Annotated in this window: 15 protein-coding genes and 3 pseudogenes; 15 read left to right on the forward strand and 3 right to left on the reverse strand. The window is 34.7% G+C overall.

The window, feature by feature from the left end:
• Positions 1–20: 20 nt before the first annotated feature.
• From NYE58_RS13150 to NYE58_RS13175, 6 genes are read left to right on the forward strand one after another with little or no spacing between them, the layout of a single operon-like run.
• Positions 21–1,934, forward strand: coding sequence for a carbamoyltransferase C-terminal domain-containing protein (locus NYE58_RS13150; RefSeq protein ID WP_076133537.1), 1,914 nt, complete (start codon positions 21–23; stop codon positions 1,932–1,934).
• Positions 1,935–1,988: 54 nt separating this feature from the next.
• Positions 1,989–3,002: a phosphotransferase gene (locus NYE58_RS13155; protein ID WP_076133536.1), complete on the forward strand. Its 1,014-nt coding sequence runs from the start codon at positions 1,989–1,991 to the stop codon at positions 3,000–3,002.
• Positions 3,003–3,022: 20 nt separating this feature from the next.
• Positions 3,023–3,835 (forward strand): ABC transporter permease, encoded by an 813-nt coding sequence (locus NYE58_RS13160; RefSeq protein WP_076133535.1) that lies wholly within the window; start codon positions 3,023–3,025, stop codon positions 3,833–3,835.
• A 17-nt stretch (positions 3,836–3,852) separates the two neighbouring features.
• Entirely contained in the window at positions 3,853–4,653 is an 801-nt protein-coding gene (locus tag NYE58_RS13165; protein WP_076133534.1) for an ABC transporter permease, read from the forward strand.
• A 39-nt stretch (positions 4,654–4,692) separates the two neighbouring features.
• Positions 4,693–5,697 (forward strand): ABC transporter ATP-binding protein, encoded by a 1,005-nt coding sequence (locus NYE58_RS13170; protein WP_179088854.1) that lies wholly within the window; start codon positions 4,693–4,695, stop codon positions 5,695–5,697.
• A gap of 31 nt (positions 5,698–5,728) precedes the next feature.
• A complete protein-coding gene (locus NYE58_RS13175) occupies positions 5,729–6,571 on the forward strand; it encodes a PHP domain-containing protein (RefSeq protein ID WP_143766628.1) in 843 nt (280 codons plus the stop codon).
• Positions 6,572–7,514: 943 nt separating this feature from the next.
• Here NYE58_RS13175 and NYE58_RS37480 read toward each other — a convergent pair.
• Both NYE58_RS37480 and NYE58_RS13180 read right to left on the reverse strand, forming a co-directional pair.
• Positions 7,515–8,041, reverse strand: a pseudogene (locus tag NYE58_RS37480) (IS1634 family transposase); the annotation flags it as partial.
• Positions 8,025–8,189 carry a hypothetical protein gene (locus NYE58_RS13180; RefSeq protein WP_440941439.1) on the reverse strand — a complete coding sequence of 55 codons (165 nt, stop codon included), beginning with the start codon at positions 8,187–8,189 and terminating at the stop codon, positions 8,025–8,027. The gene NYE58_RS13180 and the pseudogene NYE58_RS37480, both read right to left, overlap by 17 nt.
• Before the next feature lie 661 nt (positions 8,190–8,850).
• Here NYE58_RS13180 and NYE58_RS37485 point away from each other — a divergent pair.
• Positions 8,851–9,308, forward strand: a pseudogene (locus NYE58_RS37485) (transposase); the annotation flags it as partial.
• A gap of 306 nt (positions 9,309–9,614) precedes the next feature.
• Positions 9,615–10,700 carry a hypothetical protein gene (locus NYE58_RS13190; RefSeq protein ID WP_341002020.1) on the forward strand — a complete coding sequence of 362 codons (1,086 nt, stop codon included), beginning with the start codon at positions 9,615–9,617 and terminating at the stop codon, positions 10,698–10,700.
• Between the two features lie 134 nt (positions 10,701–10,834).
• Here the strand turns inward: NYE58_RS13190 and NYE58_RS37490 are convergent.
• Positions 10,835–11,600, reverse strand: a pseudogene (locus NYE58_RS37490) (IS256 family transposase); the annotation flags it as partial.
• Between NYE58_RS37490 and NYE58_RS13210 the strand changes: the two are divergent.
• The 7 genes from NYE58_RS13210 (at position 11,583) to NYE58_RS13240 (ending at position 22,474) form a co-directional block, all read left to right on the forward strand.
• Complete coding sequence (locus NYE58_RS13210; RefSeq protein WP_143766627.1) at positions 11,583–11,924, forward strand: hypothetical protein; 342 nt, start codon at positions 11,583–11,585, stop codon at positions 11,922–11,924. The pseudogene NYE58_RS37490 and the gene NYE58_RS13210 overlap by 18 nt on opposite strands.
• A gap of 14 nt (positions 11,925–11,938) precedes the next feature.
• Positions 11,939–12,337 carry a YxiG family protein gene (locus tag NYE58_RS13215; protein WP_076133528.1) on the forward strand — a complete coding sequence of 133 codons (399 nt, stop codon included), beginning with the start codon at positions 11,939–11,941 and terminating at the stop codon, positions 12,335–12,337.
• Between the two features lie 1,034 nt (positions 12,338–13,371).
• Positions 13,372–14,619: an MBL fold metallo-hydrolase gene (locus NYE58_RS13220; protein WP_076133683.1), complete on the forward strand. Its 1,248-nt coding sequence runs from the start codon at positions 13,372–13,374 to the stop codon at positions 14,617–14,619.
• Between the two features lie 42 nt (positions 14,620–14,661).
• Entirely contained in the window at positions 14,662–16,182 is a 1,521-nt protein-coding gene (locus NYE58_RS13225; protein WP_076133527.1) for a Hachiman antiphage defense system protein HamA, read from the forward strand.
• Between the two features lie 15 nt (positions 16,183–16,197).
• Positions 16,198–18,735 carry a DEAD/DEAH box helicase gene (locus NYE58_RS13230; protein WP_076133526.1) on the forward strand — a complete coding sequence of 846 codons (2,538 nt, stop codon included), beginning with the start codon at positions 16,198–16,200 and terminating at the stop codon, positions 18,733–18,735.
• 256 nt (positions 18,736–18,991) lie between these two features.
• Entirely contained in the window at positions 18,992–19,864 is an 873-nt protein-coding gene (locus tag NYE58_RS13235; RefSeq protein ID WP_341002024.1) for a hypothetical protein, read from the forward strand.
• A 270-nt stretch (positions 19,865–20,134) separates the two neighbouring features.
• Positions 20,135–22,474 (forward strand): nSTAND3 domain-containing NTPase, encoded by a 2,340-nt coding sequence (locus NYE58_RS13240; RefSeq protein ID WP_076133524.1) that lies wholly within the window; start codon positions 20,135–20,137, stop codon positions 22,472–22,474.
• The last annotated feature ends 168 nt before the right edge of the window (positions 22,475–22,642 follow it).

The following is a 22,642-nucleotide window of genomic DNA, read 5'->3' on the forward strand; positions in this document are numbered from 1 at the left end:
AGCAGAAAGGAGCGAAGTTTATGAAAGACGGGTATTATCTTTCCACCTATCTACACATCGATGAAACCGCATCAATATTAGAGATTGCTATAAGGCATGATCAGAACCTTTCTCTCTGGTTTAAAGAAGGAGAACATGTTCAATTGGTTCATTGTTGGGAACTGGAAAGAATATCAGGGATAAAAAAATATAATACTTCATTCTACAACATTGCTCAAGCTAAAGAGCTTATTAATGATTTGTTAAGTACATACAATCTTACTCTAAATGATATGCAAGAAGTATGGGGCACTCCCCAACTGGAATCCGTAAATGACTATCACTCCTTATTTATCTACCAACAAGTGTCATACCATAGTATCGCCCATCTTTTTTCCACCATTATGCAAAACACCGATATTTTTTATAATGAGAATATCATTGGATTAGCTGTTGATGGAGCACCGGACAATGTAATTGACCGAAACATCCATAAGAAAAAACATTATGCCGGTTGTGTGGTGAAGAATGGGGAAATCGAAGTGTTTCCCGTATTTTCTCCAGCTCCATTGTGGATGTACGCTTCTAGTCTGTATAAGCTTAGGGAAGGTACATTGATGGCAATAGCATCTGCAAGCACCAGCCGGCTATACCGTGGTGAAGATGATTTAATTTTAGTAGATGATGCATCAAATATTAACAAAGCTTATGAGTATATTACGAACATTCAGAAGGAAGTAGATTCCTTAACTGATGATGATGCTGGAGTTCGCTTCAGTGGATTCGATAAATGCTTTTCCGTTCAAGAGAATAAAATAAGCATGGTGATGAAAGAGGTCCAAAGCTTATCCATTCGTATTATGGAGCATAATCTGGATGAAATTATTTCGAGACATCATATTAACCCGGCAGATACCTATCTTGCGTTGTCTGGGGGATTTGCGTTAAATTGCCCTACCAATACTCATCTAATGAAGAATTATAAGTTCAAAGGCTTTCTGGGATTGCCTTGTGTGAGCGATACAGGCCAATCTCTCGGTATTGGATTATATGCGTTTTATAAGAAAATGAGCAGGGTCATCTTTAAACTCGGACACGCTTATTATGGAAATGATGACAACAGTTTGAAAAATATTCTTGGTAATAGTAAGTATAGCGAGTTTATACGTAAAATTTCTGATTTGAATTTTCAAGAAGTGGTAGAAGATATTATTTCAAATCCGATTGTTTGGTTTGATGGAAGGTCTGAGATTGGTCCGCGCGCGTTAGGGCACAGAAGTATACTGGCAGATCCTCGCAATTCCAAAGCGAAGGACTTGTTAAATAAATATAAAGAAAGGCAGTGGTGGAGACCAGTTGCTCCAATCGTATTGAATGAATATGTGAATGAATGGTTTGAAGAAGCATACTCCTCGCCCTTTATGCTCCACGCCTTTAAGGTCAGAGCTGAAAAAGTAGAATCAGTGCCTGCCATATGCCATATTGACCACACAGCTAGGATCCAAACGCTAACATTAACAGACGAGCCGAGATTACATCAATTAATACAAACCTTTTATGAGGTTACGGGTATCCCCATCCTTTGTAATACATCTTTGAACGATAAGGAGGAGCCCATAATTGACAAGATCGATGAAGCCATCAATTTTGCTTTGAGAAAAAAAATCAAAGTGATATATGTAAATGGCATTAGGCTTGAATTACAAAATCATGAAAGATACCGGGTAGAAAAGCCACTGGCAAGGAGAGATTTTGCCCTCTTTGATCGAAGTGAATTGGATCAAAAACGGCGCGAATATAATCCCTATGGTATTTCTAAAGAAATGTTACGTTTATACTATTGGAGACCTGAATTATCGGAAAAATATGATCTGAAAAAAGAAGAGGATGTAAGTTCGTTTAAGATCTATGTACGCATCTCGAATAAAATATTATCCGAAACATTGTTAGAATGATACTGGTTGGTATAAACGGAAAAAATTACTCCTATCAATAATTGGGTGAAGAGAATGCATGGTAACAGTCAAAATGAAACGGAAAGAATAGCTATCAAATCGGTGTTATACTATTATTTTAATAAAGAACTCCTTCATTATTTTCCTTTGAAAAACGGTAGCGCAAATAAAATATGGCAAGTAACTGCAAACGATGGAGTTTATGTGCTCAAGATGATGGGAACATCATGTAGTGCTGATTTTATCGAATACCAAAATTGGTTATCAAACTCGCTTGTGCGTCACCAATTCCCGTTTCAGCCAAATACAACAAAAAGGGGCGGAGATGTCATCGTTTCTTGGGATCAGCAATTTTGGCAACTACGTCCTTTTTTGAGTGGGAGATCCCATCAACTGGGTCATAAAGAAGATCTATATCGGGTCATTAACACGTTGGTTGACTTACACAGTATGAAGATAGATGAGAACTGCCATTTTTATTCTGATTCTTTTGTGAATTACTGGAGTGAAGGTGCTTTGGAACAGTACGCATTGGTTGAGGAAGAGCTTGGGAGATATTTCACACTGCAAGATGTAAAGCAATATTCGAATCTGTTCAGAGCTATTATCAATAAATTCGAAGAGTCAAGTTGCCTGGATTTATTTCGTCAATTGCCGAAGGTGGTTACACATGGTGATATACACAGTCATAATTTTTTGATGGGTGAAGAAGGTGTCATTGGAGTTATAGATTGGGATCAATCGGGTATACAGCCTAAAATTCTTGATACGGCAAGAAGTGTGTATATTTTAAGTCGAATAGGGCATAACGAGTTTGCGATTAATAAGGATTTCGCTCGTTTTTTTCTTCATGAATATAATAAAAGACTTCCTTTCCTTAAGGAAGAAATGGACTTATTTCTCCTGCTGATTGAAATGTCATTTGTACCTAGATTAGATAATATTAAGTTATTGCAGGTCGAAAAGTTTAAGTGGTTTATTGATTGGGCATATCGGGGGGCTCTATCCGTAAATTCCCAACTAGAAGGTACTGTGAATGAGCTGAGATTACAACTAAGAAGCTCGTAGTTGCAAAGGAGTGATGAATCATGAATGTATTTATATCCTATTTCCAGACCCGATTTAATTCAATAATGATTTACCGTTCAGCGGCGATTTTCGGATCGATTACCCAAATATTTTGGGGTTTCTTTCGAATATTCATATTGTATCAATTTACTCTAGGGAACATCGGCGAATCGCCCATGGCTTCATCTTCAATGATTACATACATTTGGCTAAATCAAATATTCTTTGCCATCGTCCCTTGGAATGTTAATCATCAGGAATTCGACCTGGTTAAATCAGGAAATGTTGTTTATGAACTTGCGAGACCCATTAATTTGTTCAATCTATTATTTTCAAAGACGCTTGCCTGGCGATTGGCCTCCAGTGTCATTCGCATGATTCCAATCCTTATTTTTGTAATCATCGTGTTACCTCTGATTGGTTTTGGAAGCTACGGTATTGCATTCCCTTCAATCGAAAGTATCTTTTTATTTATTGTAAGTATCTCGTTGTCCTATTTGTTAAGTAGTGTAATAACGGTATTTATCTATGCAATTACCTTTTTCACGATTGAGGCTAGCAACTTTGTTGGTTTTATTAACACAATGGCCTATGCATTATCCGGATTAATCATACCTTTGGCTTATTTTCCGGAAAAAATTCAAACTTTTCTCAATTTCCAGCCATACAAAAGCGTTCTTGATACACCAGCGATGATTTTTACAGCAGAGTACTCCGTTAAAGAAAGCATGATGTACATATTGGTTCAAGTCGCCTGGGTAGTATTCTTTACTTTAATTAACCAAGTAATGATAAAGAAGGGAATCAAACAATTAGTAGTTCAAGGTGGTTGACTAAAGGGGGGGGCAGTATGAGAGATACATTTCGATTGTACTTTGAAATTATTAAGTTGAAAATTTCTACGCAGGGCCAGTATCCCTTAAATGCGGTAATTGGATTTCTCAACCAAATATTCGTATTTGTCTTTGAATTTTGGGCTATGTGGGCGTTGTTTAATCGTTTTGGTTCCATTGATAATTGGGATTTTATTGAGGTGCTTATACCCTTTGGAATTATTAATTTGTCCTATGCGATCGCAGAAACATTCTTCAGAGGCTTTGAAACCAATATGTCCCAGTTGGTTCGAGATGGAGAATATGACCGGTACTTATTGCGGCCACGGGATACGATCGTACAAATAAGCGCTTTTCATTTTCAATTTGTTCGTTTCGGAAGGGTACTCCAAGCTGTCATTGTATTAATTATCGGGTTAGTTCTCAATCATGATAAAATCCAGGGAATAGAGTGGTTGTTGATCCTATTTGCTGCTACTGGTGGTTGGGCATTGTTTATTGCGCTCTATATTCTTACTGGAATTATTATTTTCAAAATCGTGGAAAGACCGGAATTTATGAATTTATTAATACAGGGAAGCGTAACAACCATGCAATATCCCAAAACCATTTTTCCTAAATGGATTCAAAGCGTGTTTACTTTTATTATCCCGGTTACCTTTGCTACCTACTACCCCGTAGCTGCAATCCTAGGCAAGGATAGTTCGTTACCTTTCATATTGAGTTGTCTGTCTCCAATTATTTGTTACCTGTTTTTAATCCTTACGATCATCTTGTTTAAGAAAGTTGAGAAAACCTATATTTCAACAGGAAGTTAAATGTCTTTAAAACTTACAACAAGGATGTGTAATGGAAAGATGGCTTATATAGAAGTTAAAAATGTCAGTAAATCCTACAGAGTTGCTAAACACAACAAAAAGAGCTCCTTACAATATCTCAAATTTTTATTAAAAAAAGAATATTCGGATGTAGAAGCGGTAAAGAATATAAGTTTTACACTGAATAAGCAAGATATCGTAGGTTATATTGGTCCAAATGGTGCCGGGAAGAGTACCACCATAAAAATTCTTTCAGGAATACTGCGGCCAGATGAGGGTTCGTGTACTGTTGGGGGAGCGGTTCCATGGGAATCGAGAGCTGAATATGTTCAGGGAATTGGTGTTCTCTTTGGTCAACGCTCCCAGTTGGTATGGGATTTGCCCCCGATAGAGTCATTTAAGCTGCTTTCCCGGTTGTACAAGTTAAAGAAAGAAGAATATGAAGCCTCGCTACATGAATTAGTTGATTTATTGGAGTTAGAAGAACTGTTGTATACTCCCGTTCGCCAACTTAGTTTAGGACAAAGAGTTCGTTGTGAATTGGCCGGTACTTTCCTGCATAACCCAAAATTAGTCTTCCTAGATGAACCTACCATTGGTATTGATATTGAAATGAAGAAGAAAATACATCAGTTTATTAAGGATATCAACCAAAGAAGAAAAACGACAATTTTTATAACAACACATGACCTTGACGACATTCAATCCTTATGTAACCGCTTAATCATAATTAACAAGGGTGAGATTTTTTTTGATGATTCTCTGGATAATTTATTCGAGAAGTTTTTTGTTGGTAAAAAAATTCATATTGATTTTGCGAATGATGAAGAGATTGATATTCCTAAAGGGACAAGGATTTTAAGCAAAGAAGGAAAAAAAATTACAATTCTAGTAGAATCTCGTGATATTCAGGTCAGCCGCTTGATAAGTGAAATATTACAGAAACACGATGTGCACGATATTTATCTTGAGAAAAATAATATTGAGGATGTTATTTTGAAAATCTATCTTGAGATGAGAGGGGAGAAACTCCAGAAGAGGTGAGATGAAATTCGTTTTAAAGGAGATGCTTTTTATGAAAAAAGTGGATCTACATATTCATACCACAAAATCAGATGGTGTATATTCCGTAGGGCAAGTTATGGAGGGAGTAAAGCGCAATAAGATTGGGATAGTATCATTTACCGATCATGATTTCCTTCATTCAGTAGATGACATTCAGCCTTATTTACCTGAAGAGACTATATATATTAACGGAGTAGAATTCAGCTCCCGTTTTAACGGAAAGGAAGTACATATTTTATGTTATGGATATAAGGAAGACGGCGAGGAAATTCATACATTAGTAAAACAAGTACACATAAGAAAAATGACGAATGCAATAAAATTTTGTCGCTATCTCGACAAGCATGATGTTTCAATCAAGTTGACTGAAATTAATCAAAAATACGGAAACTCAAGAATCGGATCTATTTGTAAAGAGATGATTTCAGTCGGATACATTTCCAATGAAAATGATTTTTTAAGTAAGTATTATGAAGAATTTAAACATTATCATTTTCAACAAGACGTCACTGTTGAAGAAATTATTCATGTAATTAAAAAATCTGGTGGTATTGCAGTGCTTGCACACCCGATTCGTTACAGTAATGATATCAAAGAAGTAACGAGCATTTTGCAATACTTAAAGAACCTTGGTTTAGGCGGGATTGAAGCTTATCATCCGTTGCATACTCCCGATCACCAGAAAGAATACAATAAATTGGCCCTACGATATGAATTGTTCGTGACAGGAGGAAGTGATTTTCATTACGGAGCAATTGATGAACGGCTAGGTACCTCTTGGAATAGCGGAATGATTCCATATCAAGTTATCATTCCGCTAATTACTCACATTAAATCGTATCATTCCAAGTAATGCATCTAGCTCTACCCCTTTGTGGAACCCCGATCTCTTTGATATCCACTGTGGCGTATGCCCCATAGACCGATTTGCTGTTGTGGAATGTCCGATCGTATCGGGATGATATTGCCGTGCTTGTAGCGCCAGGGTAGAGTACAATTCAAGCACATTGGGGGCTGATTCGATTCAGGTGCCACGAGCAAGGTTCTTGTTCTCACGTTCTTTATTACGCAGTTTTTATTCTTAGTCTTGTTGCTTATTCGGTAACTCCTCTGTTGGCCTGCATACAGGCTACACGCTAGGATTCCACTTGCTCGACAAACAGGCCTATCGTTCGACAATACTCGGACAACTCAATCTCACTTAACGACTACGTCTATATAACTAAGGAAAACTTATTTGGGTACTCCATTTATCTGATTATTTTTCGCCACTAGGCACAACTAGTCCGTTAGCTCGTGCTTCCTTTTTCCACTAACAAAGGTTCCCTTCGGATAGTCCGCTGTCCCTCGTAATCTGACTTATGGATTCATTTTTCGGGAGCCACATTCTCCCTTTTTATCTACAATTCATTCTATTGAGAGGTACGACATCTATTGTGACACGGGGGACTCTCGTCGTCCTCATTGATCCGTAATTCCAAACTCACCGAGTTCTCTATACTTCCTTTTCATACTTTCAAAAGATATCTATTTGCGATTCCAAAATTAATTATGATTTTAACATAGGTTCACTTTTCCGCTAAGTGAAGGCGTACCGCCTCTATCTTAGTCTCATACGAATGCTTTTTAAACCCTTGTCCCTTGATTGCCATAAAAAATACACCTCCTAGAATTAATCGGACAAACCAGGGGATTATCCAATGTCTATTCTAAGCAGTGTACTTCAAAGAAATTAGGGGCTTTCTGAAGAGGTCCTTGAAAAAAAATCAGATCTATTTTAACCTGCATTAGTGAAACTACTGTAACGAGGTGGGTGGCGATATGGCGAACTTCTCGTAATGTGCCGTTTGACGCTTTGTGACTTCTCCTATGCGGATCTGAGCGCCCGGCTGTTCAAAGCACTTGATTACATCTAGATCATCAAGAAGGCCCTGGATGGTATACTTATTAAATAAAACTTGATCCTGTCTATGCTTTTTCAGATAAGAAAGATAAATTAATGCAATAAACTCTACAAATAACTTACCATCAAGACTTACATCAGAAGAAACGGATAAGCGACGAAGGTTTAAGCGTTCATTAAGGTTGCCAAAGGCCTGCTCAAAAGGTTTTTGTTGCGATAAATCTCTAGAGCTTCAATCGGATCTTTGATTTCATTACTAATGAAGGCGAATTAACCATAATTCAACTTAGCTTCATCCATGGCATGCTGCTTAGCCTTGGCTTTTGTACCACAAACGGGCGTCGTTTTGATGTCTAAGTACTTGGCATAAAGTTTCTCATGATCTGGACTTCTTTTTCCGCTTTCAATCTCTTCTTGAAGTATGCTTTTTCATTTGGTCATAACCCGCATCCAGCATGAAAAAACGAGGCTTAAATCGTTGACCAGTTAGCTTCGTGTAGGTCCTTAATTGCCATCGTTCACATGAAGCAGGTGTAACCTTTAGGGCAATCGAAAGTTCACTCTTCATATCGAGGGCCAGATGCAGCTTATAGCCGTACCACTTCACTTTGTTGCCAACCGTATCTAGTTTGACTCCTCAGTTGGCATTGCCTGTAAGCTCGCTTTTTACGTTTTGGTTCCTTTTTCTCATAGGCATGACTGGCTGTGCTGTCCATGGCGACATGAGTTCCGTGAATGATTTCAGATTTCTGACATTGAGTCACGAGGTCCTCAAACAAGCGTTGTCCGATACCTTTTCGAGTCAAATCGGCAAATACACAACTTAAGGTGGCTATGGAGGGTGCCGAGCGATCCAGCCGAAGCACACATTGGTAAGGTCGAATTCGAGTCTGCGTTGTAACCCAGTAAATGTATCGATGTTCTCTAAGGGAGCCTTGAGTAACGCGCGAATAATGCCTTGACGAGACGACAGTACCCCTCGAATCCACGGGGTGAAGAATTTCTCAAATCTTTCGCTTAGGATCGTAAGTCAGGAGCATGACCGATTGTAATATAAAGTGCGTCAGTTGCTAAGAGAATAAAAAATAGCCCATGACTGATTCGTGTATAATGAAGTTACCACACCACCCCTACACATGGAGAATCAGAACATGAACTACACTCATTTTATCATAATCGAACGTAGTCAGCTAGAAATCATATATCGTTTGAAATGGACCAACCGAGCGGTATGTTTCAAGACAATCTATCGAGCTCTATGCTAGACACATTGTTGTAGGAGAAAAGTGCGGAAACATAAGGGTAAACGGCGTAAGCCCATGGAGACACGTGGACGCTTTCTCGGTGAGAAACCCATTAGCCAGCGTCCTAAAGAGGTGCGGAAACCAGAGTCTTTTGGACATTGGGAATTGGATACAGTCGTCTCCAGCCTAGAAAAGAGCCGAGTCAGCTATGGAAAACTAGAAACCTTCATGCTCTAGATGTCTACTCTTCCTAGCAACGAGGATCTAACGAAAATGGGAATGGACTTCTTAGAGAGTTTTTCCAAAAAGGTCATGACTTTGCGCAGGTTACCGATAAGGAACTTGCTCATGCCACCCTTCTCATTAACCAACGCCCTCGAAAATGTCTAGGTTGGAAATCCGCTCATGAATCTTTCATGGACCATGTGTCGCACTTAGCTTGAAAAACTGTCCTCAAAATTCTTTTACACAGCAAGGGCTTAGTTTAATGCAAAATGCTTATATAAAAATTCTATTCTAATATTTAAATTTCTTTTATGCGTTAACTTATTAGAAATAGCCTTATCAATTGTTGCAATCTATTCTATTATTCAATGCTGAATTTTTTAATATTGTCGTCGTTTATTGACTAGAGTTGAATATATATAACTTGTCCTTGTCCTGAAATCCCAAGTTAACAAAGTTTTTAAGAGAATATCTTTGATGGCAACCTATAGATTTATTCACACTAAGTTAGGAGGCGGAAACAAATGATTTTGGGAAAAAAATTACCAGTGGTACAACCAATAGTTGATGGTTATTCGCATTATGGAAGTGTGTTTTCGATTATTGCTACCAATGGAACGTCATACATCCCATGGTTCCTAAGTAGATTTTCTCAGTTATATTGTCAGCCAGCGAAAAACTTTTTCATTAACATGGATGAACCTAATTGGTTCCCAGACAAGACAAACTTTTGCCCATTTCTAGATGTAAATTTAGTAGATAAAGGTCTGATCAATAAGATGGGATCAACGATAATAGATTCCATTATTGAACTTATAAATAATAATTACTATCTATTTATGGTTGTCGAGCAAAAACATATTCCTGGTTCATATGGATTTAATAAATATTCATTTCCTCACGATATCATGATCTATGGCTATAATCTGAATCGAGAAATATTATATATAGCAGATAACTTTAGTGGAAAATACCAATTCAGTGAATGCTCGTTTACCCAGTTTGATCTAGCTTATCATACCCTCGATAAAGCTAGAGATCGTTTAGATTCGAAGATTTGTTTATTAAAGAATAGATCTGATAGATTTGAAGAGTTCGATTTAATGCGTGTTGTTGATTCAATTTATGGATATTGGAAGAGCTCATCTCCAGAGCAGCGTTCTTCCAATTGGTCGTCTGCTTTTGATGGTTGTGTAAAAGGAATAGAATCCTATGAAGTAGTAAAGGAGTATCTCAACTTATTATCTAAAGGAGAAGTTAAGTACGACATTCGACCATTCCATTCTTTATGGGAACATAAAAAAATAATGATAATGCGTCTTGAATATATGCAGAGAAATGGTTTACTAAAAACAGATCATACTATACTCAATTCTTACAAAAATATAGAACAAATGTCATTGATCCTCCGAAATTTAATTTTGAAGTATAATTTAACCCAAGATCATTCAATTCTTACAAGGATGAGCTCAGAAGTGGATAAGATTGTCTTTGATGAGCATAAAATAATACCTGCAATCTTAAACAATATACAAAATCCTGAATATAAAAAAGATAATAAAGTTTTCGGACTCCAAATGGATCACAAACTAAGATGGTCACTTTCTTGACTGGGTAGCGTCAAGAAGTTTGTGTAAGAGAGTAGAAAGTAGCTTCTCGGGTATTTGTTAGTAGGTGTGGATTTTGAGACGGGGGAACCCCGCCTCAAAGAACAAGGGGATCAGGCTGTTTATTCCCGCCCTGCCTACACCGAGTATCGGGCTACAAACATCTCGTTCAGCTTCTTCTTAACCTCCGGATCGCCGAAGCCGCGGATCACCCGTTCGCTAAATCGTTCATTGTAATCCATTACGTCGTGGTAGACGATTTTCTCTGCCGCATCCATATTGGTGAGACTGTTCATTGGCTTCAGGTGCTTTCGGATTTCCTTGTTCATTCGTAGATCGCTTCTTTCACAAGTATGGGATACTTGTAAAACGTTAGCAAGGTGAATAGTTGTTCTTCCCAAGACTGCATCTCTTTCGGGTACGGCTTTCCCCATTTCGCCTTCACGGTGTTAAAAGCAGCAAGCGACAGATCGTGGTCCTGCGTGGTGTAAATCGTCTTCAGATCCTCAATGACTTCTGTTTTGTACTGAATCCGGATCTTCGGAAAGGTAGCGTGAACCTTGTGGACAATATAGTGCTACACATCGGCTTTCGGATAGGTCTCCTGGAACACGGCATCGAGTCCTGGCAGTCCATCAAACACGCCCAGCAAGACTTTCTGGGCTGCTCCAGGGTCGTAGAGGTCTTTCACAGCACCTCAAGCCAGCCGTTTGCGCGCTCCTAGCCACCTTCGCAAAAGCAAAGGATCTGGCGGTGACCGTCTTCGTCGATACCCATGGCGAAATAAACAACTTCACCACACACGGTGCTACGCTTGAGCTTCACGTACAAACCGTCCAGATAGATCAAGGAATAGCGTTTGTTTAACGGGTGCTTCTGCCACTGGTGAATGTCGTTAAAAATCTTATTGATACCAAATCTGCAGCTAATTCGTTGGGCAGCAAATATGGTGGGAAAGTAGTTGAGGCGAGCGGGGATGGTTGGAAAGTTACTAACATTGCTAATCCCCTTTCAAAGAATCAACCTATTATGATAAGGGTAATGAATGCAGGTTCTGGAGGAAGAGACAGTGCTTACTTCAGAGTGTCTGTAGGAAATAAAGGTACTCTTACACTGGAGGGCAAACTGTCAAGCGACATGGCATCTACACATATCAATTTAACTGATAATTATTTAGAACAAATTCAAAATATGAATATCAATTATGTGAAAACAGGTGGGAAGTAGGAGGTGAAGACAAATTGGATAAATTGCAGGATTACTTGAACAGACTATGGTCAGGCATTATTGAGAAGCAGGTTATTGATTTATTCAATCATTTTATCTTGTTTGAGATTAAAGTGATAGATAAGGGTGCGACTACTTTTCACCAATTAAAATTTAATAATGTTAAAGCACTTTATTATTTAAACGATCAACCTCCTTATGAACCAGAAGAGGATGATTATTTAGAATTAACCTCTATAACATTTGAAAAAGAACGAACAAAAGAAATAAAGGTAAGTTCAACTTCGAAGGAATATTCTCATTTAACATCAAAACCTAATTTTTTATTAGAGATTTGGGGGAGAGAGCTTTTGATTGAGACATCAAGTGTTGAAATCAATGGTAATTTGTTCGAAGTAGGATTTTCAACATAATAATCTTTATTCTATGCCATGAGGGATATATGGTTGTATATCCCTCATGGTTTTTTATTCCGCCAATCCTGTGCCGAATGGACTAAATTGGTTCTCTTACCTATACCTATCTGTCATATTCCCACGAAAATTTTTTTTGAATTACTTGTGCATATAAAAAAACTAATATTATCCTCATTATCAAAAGCCCTATGAACGTGTTGGTGGACACATGATTCCCCAGATGCCAGCATGGTGGAGACACAGTCTCAGCTAGATGGACTAGAATGATTCGAGAGGTACAGTTTTTTTCGAAAGTAATCATTGTGCAGTTGGGTGTTGTGACATCGTATCGTGTCCACAACTTCAAGATGATATGAACAAACTCCGAGGTCAACATATTGTGTTTCAAAGGCAGTTATTGCTAAAGCGAACGGGAAGGTACGGAGAAAAGACACTGATTAAGTTAAGTGAGGGACTTAACCATAAGTTAAGACAGAAAGCGTGTTTCCATTTTATCGGGAACGCGCTTTCTGTGTTGCTACCTAGTGAAGATAAAACAACAACGAAGGCTATTAATTTTAATCCTCTCTTATTAAATTCAAATTAATCTTAGGGTCTGATTTAGGATCTAAATTGAGATCATTGGTTCATTAAATATATCTGTGAAAAAGGCTTCTGACCCAATAATCAGACATCTTAAGTAGTCAGGGATTTTGCATAGTTATAAAGGTTGAATAAACAATGAATTTGCTCAAATTAGGTGTTAGATCGTCCTGGTAAAATTCAAAGAGCGACAGCCATAAACGAGAAAAAAAAGCCAAGACTGCCCCTCATTGATTGATATATTGTTCTCCGTTAGATTTTTTTTGTTGATCCAGTATGAACTTGGTATCAAAGTTGCTACCTCAAAAAAATGTTGAAATAATTCATTTGATGAAGGTTCTGGGAATATGACAGGTTTCGACATTTTTATCAATCATCATAAGGTAATATATATATTAGAAATTCACTTACTAGTTCAGGTCATAAATATACATAAGGAAGAGATCGCTATGATTGAGATTAAAATGTTTCCAGCTTCATATGGAGATAGCTTTTTGATATCATGTATTGGGGATACAAATACACATATTATGGTAGATATGGGTTTTTCCACTACGTATGATAATTATATTAGCAAAGAGATTCAAAAAATAGAAGCAGATGGAATCTCATTATTAATATTTACGCATATTGACGAAGACCATATATTAGGCGGTATTAGATTTTTTAATAAAAATGGATATGCAGGTACATCAGGTTCTATTGATATAAAAGAAATATGGTATAACAGCTTTCGACATGTTCAATTTCACAAGACACAAAATGAAACTGGAAATTCATCAAATGGAGTTATTGAAGATCTTTTAAAAAAAGGACATCCTAGAGAATTAGGAGTAAGAGAAGTATCTGATGTTGGTTATCAACAAGGATCAACTCTTGGATCATTAATATTAAAAAATGGGTATGTAAACAACTGGAATAGCTCATTTGAATATGGAGCAGTGGTTGTCAATGAAGAAATATCAAACAGTTATAACATTAATGATGAGGTATCATTAACGTTATTATCACCTAATCTTGAAAACCTTGAGCTACTTGGTCATGAGTGGGAGAAGAAGTTATCTTCAATAGGCTATGAGAGTACTGTTCAAAGCGATCAATTAATGGATGATGCTTTTGAATTTTTTATGTCTAATCTTCAAATGGAGTTGAAGAAAAGGAAAGTTAACGAAGTGTCTTCAATTAAAGAAAGTGTAGAAGAGATTGCAAAGAAAAATTTTGAACCTGATAAAGCTGTGGTTAATGGAAGCTCAATAGCATTTATATTAGAGTTTAGAGGGAAAAGTCTACTCTTTTTAGGAGATTGTCATCCAGAAGTTGTTGAGTCCAATTTAAAGAAAATATTAAAAAAAACAAACCAAGAAAAAATGTGGTTTGATGTAGTTAAGGTTTCTCACCATGGAAGTAAGCATAATACAAGTGTTAGTTTGCTAAAACTAATAAACTCAAAAAAATACCTCTTCTCAACGAATGGTAAGGGAAAGAACTTTAGTCATCCTGATATTGAGACTATTTATAGAATAATAACAACGGATAATACACTGGATAAAGAACTTATTTTTAATTATAAGCCCTTTATGATTCTTAATAAATTTAATGACGCTAGTTTGATGGAAGAGTTTAGTTATAGTATTGATTACACTAATGATTTAGTTCAAGCAAAAAAAGAGGTTCCAACAATAATACATGTTCGTTAAACGAATACGAGGAGGAAGGTTCTCATAGTCACAGCCAAACATTTGTACCACATTACTGCAAAAATTATATGTGGGAGTCAAGGGACAGCGTTCTTAATAAGCGAAAATCGAGCAATTACAGCAAGACATTGTGTTAAAGAGTATATAAGCAACGATGAGCCGATAGAACTTGAATTCTATGCTGGAAGTGAAAAATCTATTATTAAAGGAGCAAAAGTAGTTGCCGAATCTATAGAACATGACATTGCACTGCTAGAAATTGATGGGAAGATAGATCATATTCAAGAGTGGCTATCACTTGACAGTAATAATTATGAAAGCAAAGAAGATGAATGGGAAACCATGGGTTATCCTAGAGAATGGAATGTCGAGGAAGAAGGGAGTACATATTGCTATTTGATTGGAAATTTGTATTTTGATAGTAGTTTTGATGACTCTAAAACATATGATAAGCAATTAACAAGTAATTATATCAAAGATGAATGGCCTTATGGTCTTGCTGGAATTTCTGGTGCACCCTTGATAGTTAACAATAAAGTCACGGGAATCATTATAAAGGAAGAATACAGTGCTGTGAAGAGCCAACTTAAATCAGTTAGTTTTTATAAGTGTGCGGAGTTTTTACTACAAAATGGTGTTGAGATTGATTCCTCTATAGCAAATACAAATGAATTTTTAAAAAAAAGATTACAGTTACAAAAGAAAGTTTGCACCGATCTTTTTAATAAGCTAGATCATTCCTTATTACATAATGAAATTAATATGAATATTGACTTTTACTACTTAAAATATAATGATTCTGGTACTAAAAAAGTGGACGAATTAGCTAATCATTTGGCAGCAGTACTAAATCAATATGCATGTGATTTAACAGATTTAGCTAGTGCATCTAGTGATCTTAATAAACATTTGGATATTTACAAAAGGATAAATAAATTAGTTGCGGAGATTCATGACGGTGGAAAGCTAGGATCGATGCTTCTCTGGATGTTAATAGAGGGAATTTTAGAGATGCCCAAAATGTACACAAGAATTAGGAATGGTAGATCATCTTCAAAACTTAATTATGTTTCTAATGATGTACATGCTGGTATGAAGAATAGCCAATTAGTTTTATTTATTGGTGGTGGTATTTTGAATAAAAGCTTCGAAACAGGAATTTCGACATTAATACAGGAATTAGAATCAATTGTTAATTTAGAAGGTGATATCCTATTCTATGATCAGTATTCATACGATAATTTAGGAAATGGTCCATTAAAGAATTTAATCGATAATTTTTATCAGTATCGGGAATGGAGCCAAGTTGGTGTAGAACTTACGGTATTTACTGGATATGATTCTGATCTTCTAATGATGCTTGAAAAGGATGGGATGAATGGTCCTCTTATCGAAAAGCAATTGAGTCACTATTTTATTGAAGAGTTTAGTAGGAATCATGAATTTATTTGTAAACAGTTACTTAATACTAGTGATGTAAAAAAAATAAAAATAAATTGGTTTTTACTCCCATTTAATGAAATTTCCGATTTTGAGAAGCTACTTATTTCAAAACTTGTCTAGAAATGAGGTGTAGTCATGAGTTTTGAATCTATGATAAGCCAACTTGAATCTAATGAACAGTTAGGAATCTTACTGAGGAAAATAAAGAAGATGGAAATTCAGTTGGACTTTTTCGACAAAACAAATGAAGAATTAACAGATGACGAAATGAGAATACTATTAGAATCAGGTAATTTATTAGCTTCGTCGAGCAAAATTCAAAATCAGCAGAATGCGTTAAACATTGCAACAACCTTACCATTAATAAATTCCTCAAGTGGTGTGTCAATGGCTTCACTGTTAATTTTAAGAAAACTTGGGAACTATCCAGGCATGAAATTACTTGAAAATCGCTATGAAATGAATAACTATAAAAATCAATTAAGTGGTATGGCATTTTTTGAAGCACATGTACTTGAATATGCGAATACTAGAATGCTATCGGGGAAAGAATATCTATTAACTAATTTTCAAAAGAAAGTTGTTGATATGCTAGAGGAAGATGCAAACGGAATCAGTATATCAGCGCCTACTTCAGCAGGGAAATCGTATGTTTTTTTAAAAGTGCTTTTAAATATAATTAGTAAGGACGAGGGAGCTACGGTAATTTATATAGTTCCTACACGGGCATTAATTAAACAAGTTATGAATGATTTCCTTGGTAATATAGCGGAGTTAGGCTTAACGAATATATATGTAGGCTGCTCATCTGAGACTGAAGTAATAGTGGAAGATCCAGACAGATCAAATATCTTGGTTCTAACCCAAGAGAGATTATACCAGTTATGTAATAAACCAGATGTAGAAAAACTAAAAACTAAAATGATTGTAATAGATGAAGCACACAATATCCAATATGGAGGAAGAGGGGTATTACTTGAAAATGCGATAAAGTTTGCACGTATACTATGGAAAGATGCGAGGATATTATTTTCAAGTCCTCTTGTTAAAAACCCACAAAAACTTTTAGAGACCTTTAACTTCGATAGAGGACTAAAGGAAAAAGACGATTTTCCATTAGTTAGGCAAAATATTATAAAGGTGAAAATGGTTTACGAAGAATTACATGTTAGTGCTCTTTACGAAGATGATGAAATTATCATTGGTAGTAAGAAGTATCCTGGTTCACAAAATACAGTGCCCACAGTACTAGCTAACGCAGCATTATATCTTTGGAATAATCAAACATCTATTATTTATGCGAATGAACCAATGATTTCCACCGATGTTATAAGAGAACTATTTGATAGTGGGCAGTTTCCTTATTTAAATGATGAACGTTTAGATGAATTTGCAGATTTTATAGAAGAATATATAACGAAAAACTATGAACTTGCTAATTTTATCAGGCGTGGTTTGGCATTTCATTTTGGTGCTCTACCTGCAATTATTAGGTCAGGGATTGAGGAGTTGTTTAAAGCTGGTGCCCTCAAAATAGTTAGTTGTACCTCAACACTATTGGAAGGTGTTAATATGCCTGCTAAAAACATTTTTGTGTATAAGCCAGAAAAGGGCAAACATAAGGCTATTGATAATCTTAGTTTCTGGAATTTGGCTGGGAGGGCTGGTCGCATAGGGAACGACTTTGCGGGAAATATTATTTGTATTGAATTAGACAGTTGGGTAATCAATCCTGTCTTAGGAGAAAGATATCAAGAAATTGTTCCTTCCTCTGAAATAAGATTGATAAATGATAGTGTGAAATTCAAAGAATTTATTGAAAGCCAAAATCTCCCTCCAGGTAAAGATGATTATAATGAACAGCTTTTTTCGTTAATTATCAAAGAAAGACTATTGGGAAGGAACCTTGAACACTCTCCATATAGTAAAGAGCATAATGTTAATACATTAAAAGAAATAGATGTTATTACTCGAACAACAATAGATGGATTCCAGCCCCCTAAGGAATTACTTTATAAAAATCCAGGGATTATGCCTGATAAAATTAATGCTTTGTGGGAGTTTTTTGAGAAAAACAAAGATAAATATTATTATTTTTTACCTGCCTTCCCCTTGAGTGAGAACGGATTTGATAATTTTTATTTAATTGTAAGAATTGTTAATCATCTTTTTTTAGGGGGGATTTGGAGTGAAAAGTTTGAAAGAAAGATTACTACTGCAGGGCTTAAATGGATGAAAGGAACTCCTTTAGCTCAGTTAGTTTTTTTTGATAGAACAGTATTGAGTAGTGGACAGAGAGAAATAACAAAACACGTCAAAGATCAAATCGAATTTATTAATAATGTATTAAGATATCAAACGGTTAAATACACACAAACATATGTTGAGGTATTGAAGATTTTTCTACGTAGCATAGGTAAGATTGAAGAGTCAGAAAAAGTTATAAATATATCAGCTTACTTAGAGTACGGTGCGTGTGCTGTAGCTGCATTGGAGTTTATGGCTATTGGACTTCCAAGAGAAGCAGCAATAAAATTGTCTGAAATTATTGGGAATCATGAAAATATAAGTACTGATTATTGCATTGAATGGCTAAAGAGATTAGACGTCAATTCGCTCGATATAGCAAACTATTTAAAAAAACAGATATATGGACTACAGATGACCTTGTAAACAATCAAATTTGTATTGAAAAAAATCAATATTGCTTATCTGGATTTTTCAATAGAGTGAGATTTATCAAAAAATCATTAATGACTCATGTGTAGACATGAGTTTTTCTATTTGTGTCTTGCTTGGATTAATAATATTGATCGATAAGAAATAAACTCAAATGCTTAAAATTATTGGACCAATTTCAATGTGATAGAGTGATTAATAGTTCATAAACAAAGAAGATTCTAAGATGTGTATAAGAGGAGTGAAAAAATTGAATTTTAAAATTGAAAATGTATTTGTTGAGACAGAATTGGAACAAGATTATAAAATAATTAAAGAGCTAATTTCAAACGCAATTTTATTTTTTGAGAACGAATTCATTGTTGATACCGACAAAATACATATTATTATCTCAAGTGATTATGTGACTGATGTGAAAAAGATACATTTTCAACCTGAAACTTTAAATGGTGGAGATGAAAATGGAATGTTTATTCCTTGTTTTTTTCAGAATGAAGAAAATAAGAAAAGTAATATGCCAATGATAATTATCAATTGGAATAGATTAGATAAAGTAAATGGTTCACCAAAGTATAGAGAAATAATTGTGGAATCAATAATTGTTCACGAATTAGTACATTATTATGATTTTTGCTTTACATACCCTACTTCTTTAATTCAGAGGTATGGAAATGTGTTTGAAAATTATGATAAAGGCAATTTTTCCGACATAATCGGTGGTATCTTCCAAAATTGCTCTGAAGTTCGTGCGAAATTTTATCAAGAAAAATATATACTTACTAGTGGGATTATTGATTTTAATCTTGATTATATGTCGAAATATATTTCGAGTTATTTGTGCAAAATCAATTTGTCTAATCGATCTCAAACTTACTATACATTGGCTCATATAAGAGGGCTGCTACTCTGTTGGAGCAATTTAGCGAATTTAGAAAAATATCATCATAAGAAAGATGAATTACAAAGATATATTATGGGGGTTAATCAAGATATCCTTCATAAAGAGATGACGAATCAATATCAAAACATGTCTGAAGTATTTGAACTAGATATGTTTTATGAGTACTGTGATGGTATAGGTGGAAATGAAACGAGTTGTAGTGACGATCGAAAGACCACATAGGTCTTTAAGAAGAACCGTTAATTAAGTACCAAAGGAAAGGTAATATTCTATGTCTAAAAATTCAAAATATTAAACATTCAGTGGATACCAAACGAAGGCATTATGCTAGTTTTTCTTTTAAACGCTCATAAATTCGTGATTTGTCAGAGGAGGAAATAACTATCCTATGGATCTATTCAAATATCTATAAAGAAATCAGAAACAAATCTTTATCAACATAATCCATCAAAGGTAGTATTTCAGGTTTATATAAATAGAGGGGTGATGAAGGTGTTTAATTATGCAAACTTAAATGATGTAGAATTTGAAGAGCTTTGTAAAGATGTTATGGAAAAAAAACTATCAAAACGTTTGCGATTATTTTCAAAGGGTAGAGATGGCGGTATCGATTTAACCGATAATACTAATACACATAACATTATCGTACAGGTAAAACATTATATTGGAAGCAAGTTTCCTAGTTTGCGTACTTCATTAAAAAAGGAAATTGAGAAGGTTCATAAATGGAAGCCTACTCAATATTATATCTGTTGTGGAATGGAACTTACTGACCGTAATATTAGTGAACTATATGATATGTTTTCTGATTTCATGAAAACGGATGAAAATATAATTACTTTAAAGGAAATTGATGAATTTTTGCAAAAGCCAGAGAACTTAGATGTGGTTAGAAAGCATTACAAATTATGGCTTTATGCATCCAATATTTTAGACGAGATTTATAATAATAATATATTTATTGATTGTGAAACTCTTCTTACTGATATAGAAGAAGATTCTAAGTATTTTGTTCAGACTAAAATCTACGAACAATGTATCGAACATTTGGGGAATAATCCATTACTTATGATAACAGGAGGACCTGGAGTCGGAAAAACAACTACTTCAAAAATGTTGGTTTTATATTACGCTTCACAAGGCTATAGAGTAAGATACACAACCAATGGCGATATTACCGACATAAAAAAATCACTATCAAGTGATAAAGACTGTAAAGAATTAGTTTTGTTAGATGATTGCTTAGGTCAACACTATTTTAATATGAAGCAGACACAAGAAAGTGAATTACTTTCTTTGATGAAATATGTGAAATTATCGAGTAATAAAAAACTTATTTTGAATTCAAGAATTACTATTTTCAACGAAGCGAAGGAACGGTCTATAGATTTCGATAATTTCTTTCAACTAAAGAAAATAAAAAATTTCATTATAAACATGGATGAAATAACTCCGTTAGAGAAAGCAAAGATATTTTATAATCATTTAATTTATAAAGGTATCCCAACAGAATACTTTACAACTATAAAAGAAAATAAAAATTATCTAAAAATTGTTCAACATAGTAATTACACCCCTCGGATTATTGATCATGTGACTTATGAAGTTAATTATTTAAAAGTAACTCCTCCTAAGTATCATGACTATATTATTGATAATCTTTCAAATCCGAATGACATTTGGAAAAATGAATTTGATCGACGACTTCAAGATATTGATAGGGCTTTTTTATCAACATTATATTCTTTAACTGATACTAATGTTGAATATGAAGTGTTAAAAAAATGTTTTGACAATCGGTTATCAAAAATGAGGAATTATGATTCCACAATAGATAATTTCGAATTAATTTTATCACGATTGAATCAGTCTATCATAAATATTATTGATAAAAAGGGGAAAATGTATGTTGGTGTATTGAATCCTTCCGTTAACGATTATTTGAAACTTGTTTTTATTAAAAACAAATTGGAGCTAAAAGAAGTGCGTAAATCTATATGTAAATTCAGTCAGTTAGAACGGTGTTATTCTGATGATGAATTAGCTAGCGTCTATCTACAACTTACTATTAGTGGAGAAATAAATAAGATTGAGTTTGATACTGAACATGAAAAAAATTATTTTATTGTGGCACATATTTGTAGACATTGTATAAAGGATATTAGTTATAAACAAATTGTTTTTAATTATCTACATAATTCTTTTTATATTTATTCTCAAGAAAAGAATTGGTTATCTCATATTGATATAATAAAGTGTTTGTTTACTGGCGAATTGTATTCATATTACTCTATCGAGAAGTTTATTGGAGATAAAATTAATATCCACAATTTATTGTTAAGTTTAGATTTAGAAGAATTAGTTGATGCAGTAAATGTATTGAATGAAAGTTATGAGAAAAATAGTACGGAATTTTTATGGTTTAAGTCATTATGTAAAGAAATGATGGATGTAGCGATATTATCTTTCGCAGAAAATATAGATGCTTCAAGTTACTGCGATAGTTATGATATTGGGCAATTATTGAAAGAAAACACTAAAGTCATGTACTATGGTTATGATGAAGAAGTGGAAATTGATACAAATGCTGTAGTATCCTCTTTAGAGGAAAAAATAAGTCATGATATCGAAAAAGAGATACAAGAAAAACTATCTTTATTAGACGAAAATATAAATAGAATTATAAATATCCCTAATTCATATAGCTTTAACACAATTGATATAGAAAATGTTATAGATGCCTATTTTAAAGATATGAATTATGAAGATGATCGTGACTACGGGTCAGGCGAATTTTATATTTCTGAAATTGAAGCAATATTTGAAAGATAAAGATAAATACAATATTTTAATGGTGCATTAAGAAAAAACTAGCTTTAGGAGTAATGTCTGATGATAATTTGAGCGTCAAATATCAAGAAGATACGAAAGAAATGATGGTACTTTTTAAGAAATTAGAAGAAAAGTTTGTGATAAAGTATTATTCAAAAAAGCCAAGTA

The sequence above is a fragment of the Paenibacillus sp. FSL L8-0708 genome (assembly GCF_038009325.1).
Taxonomy (GTDB): Bacteria; Bacillota; Bacilli; order Paenibacillales; family Paenibacillaceae; genus Paenibacillus_AQ; species Paenibacillus_AQ odorifer.

What these genes read in the sequence shown, in the direction of transcription:
- NYE58_RS13155 (WP_076133536.1), top strand. Translation starts at nt 1,989, where the DNA reads ATGCATGGTAACAGTCAAAATGAAACGGAAAGAATAGCTATCAAATCG.
- NYE58_RS13160 (WP_076133535.1), top strand. Translation starts at nt 3,023, where the DNA reads ATGAATGTATTTATATCCTATTTCCAGACCCGATTTAATTCAATAATG.
- NYE58_RS13180 (WP_440941439.1), bottom strand. Translation starts at nt 8,189, where the DNA reads ATGAAGAGTGAACTTTCGATTGCCCTAAAGGTTACACCTGCTTCATGT.
- NYE58_RS13150 (WP_076133537.1), top strand. Translation starts at nt 21, where the DNA reads ATGAAAGACGGGTATTATCTTTCCACCTATCTACACATCGATGAAACC.
- NYE58_RS13190 (WP_341002020.1), top strand. Translation starts at nt 9,615, where the DNA reads ATGATTTTGGGAAAAAAATTACCAGTGGTACAACCAATAGTTGATGGT.
- NYE58_RS13170 (WP_179088854.1), top strand. Translation starts at nt 4,693, where the DNA reads ATGGCTTATATAGAAGTTAAAAATGTCAGTAAATCCTACAGAGTTGCT.
- NYE58_RS13220 (WP_076133683.1), top strand. Translation starts at nt 13,372, where the DNA reads ATGATTGAGATTAAAATGTTTCCAGCTTCATATGGAGATAGCTTTTTG.
- NYE58_RS13175 (WP_143766628.1), top strand. Translation starts at nt 5,729, where the DNA reads ATGAAAAAAGTGGATCTACATATTCATACCACAAAATCAGATGGTGTA.
- NYE58_RS13165 (WP_076133534.1), top strand. Translation starts at nt 3,853, where the DNA reads ATGAGAGATACATTTCGATTGTACTTTGAAATTATTAAGTTGAAAATT.
- NYE58_RS13230 (WP_076133526.1), top strand. Translation starts at nt 16,198, where the DNA reads ATGAGTTTTGAATCTATGATAAGCCAACTTGAATCTAATGAACAGTTA.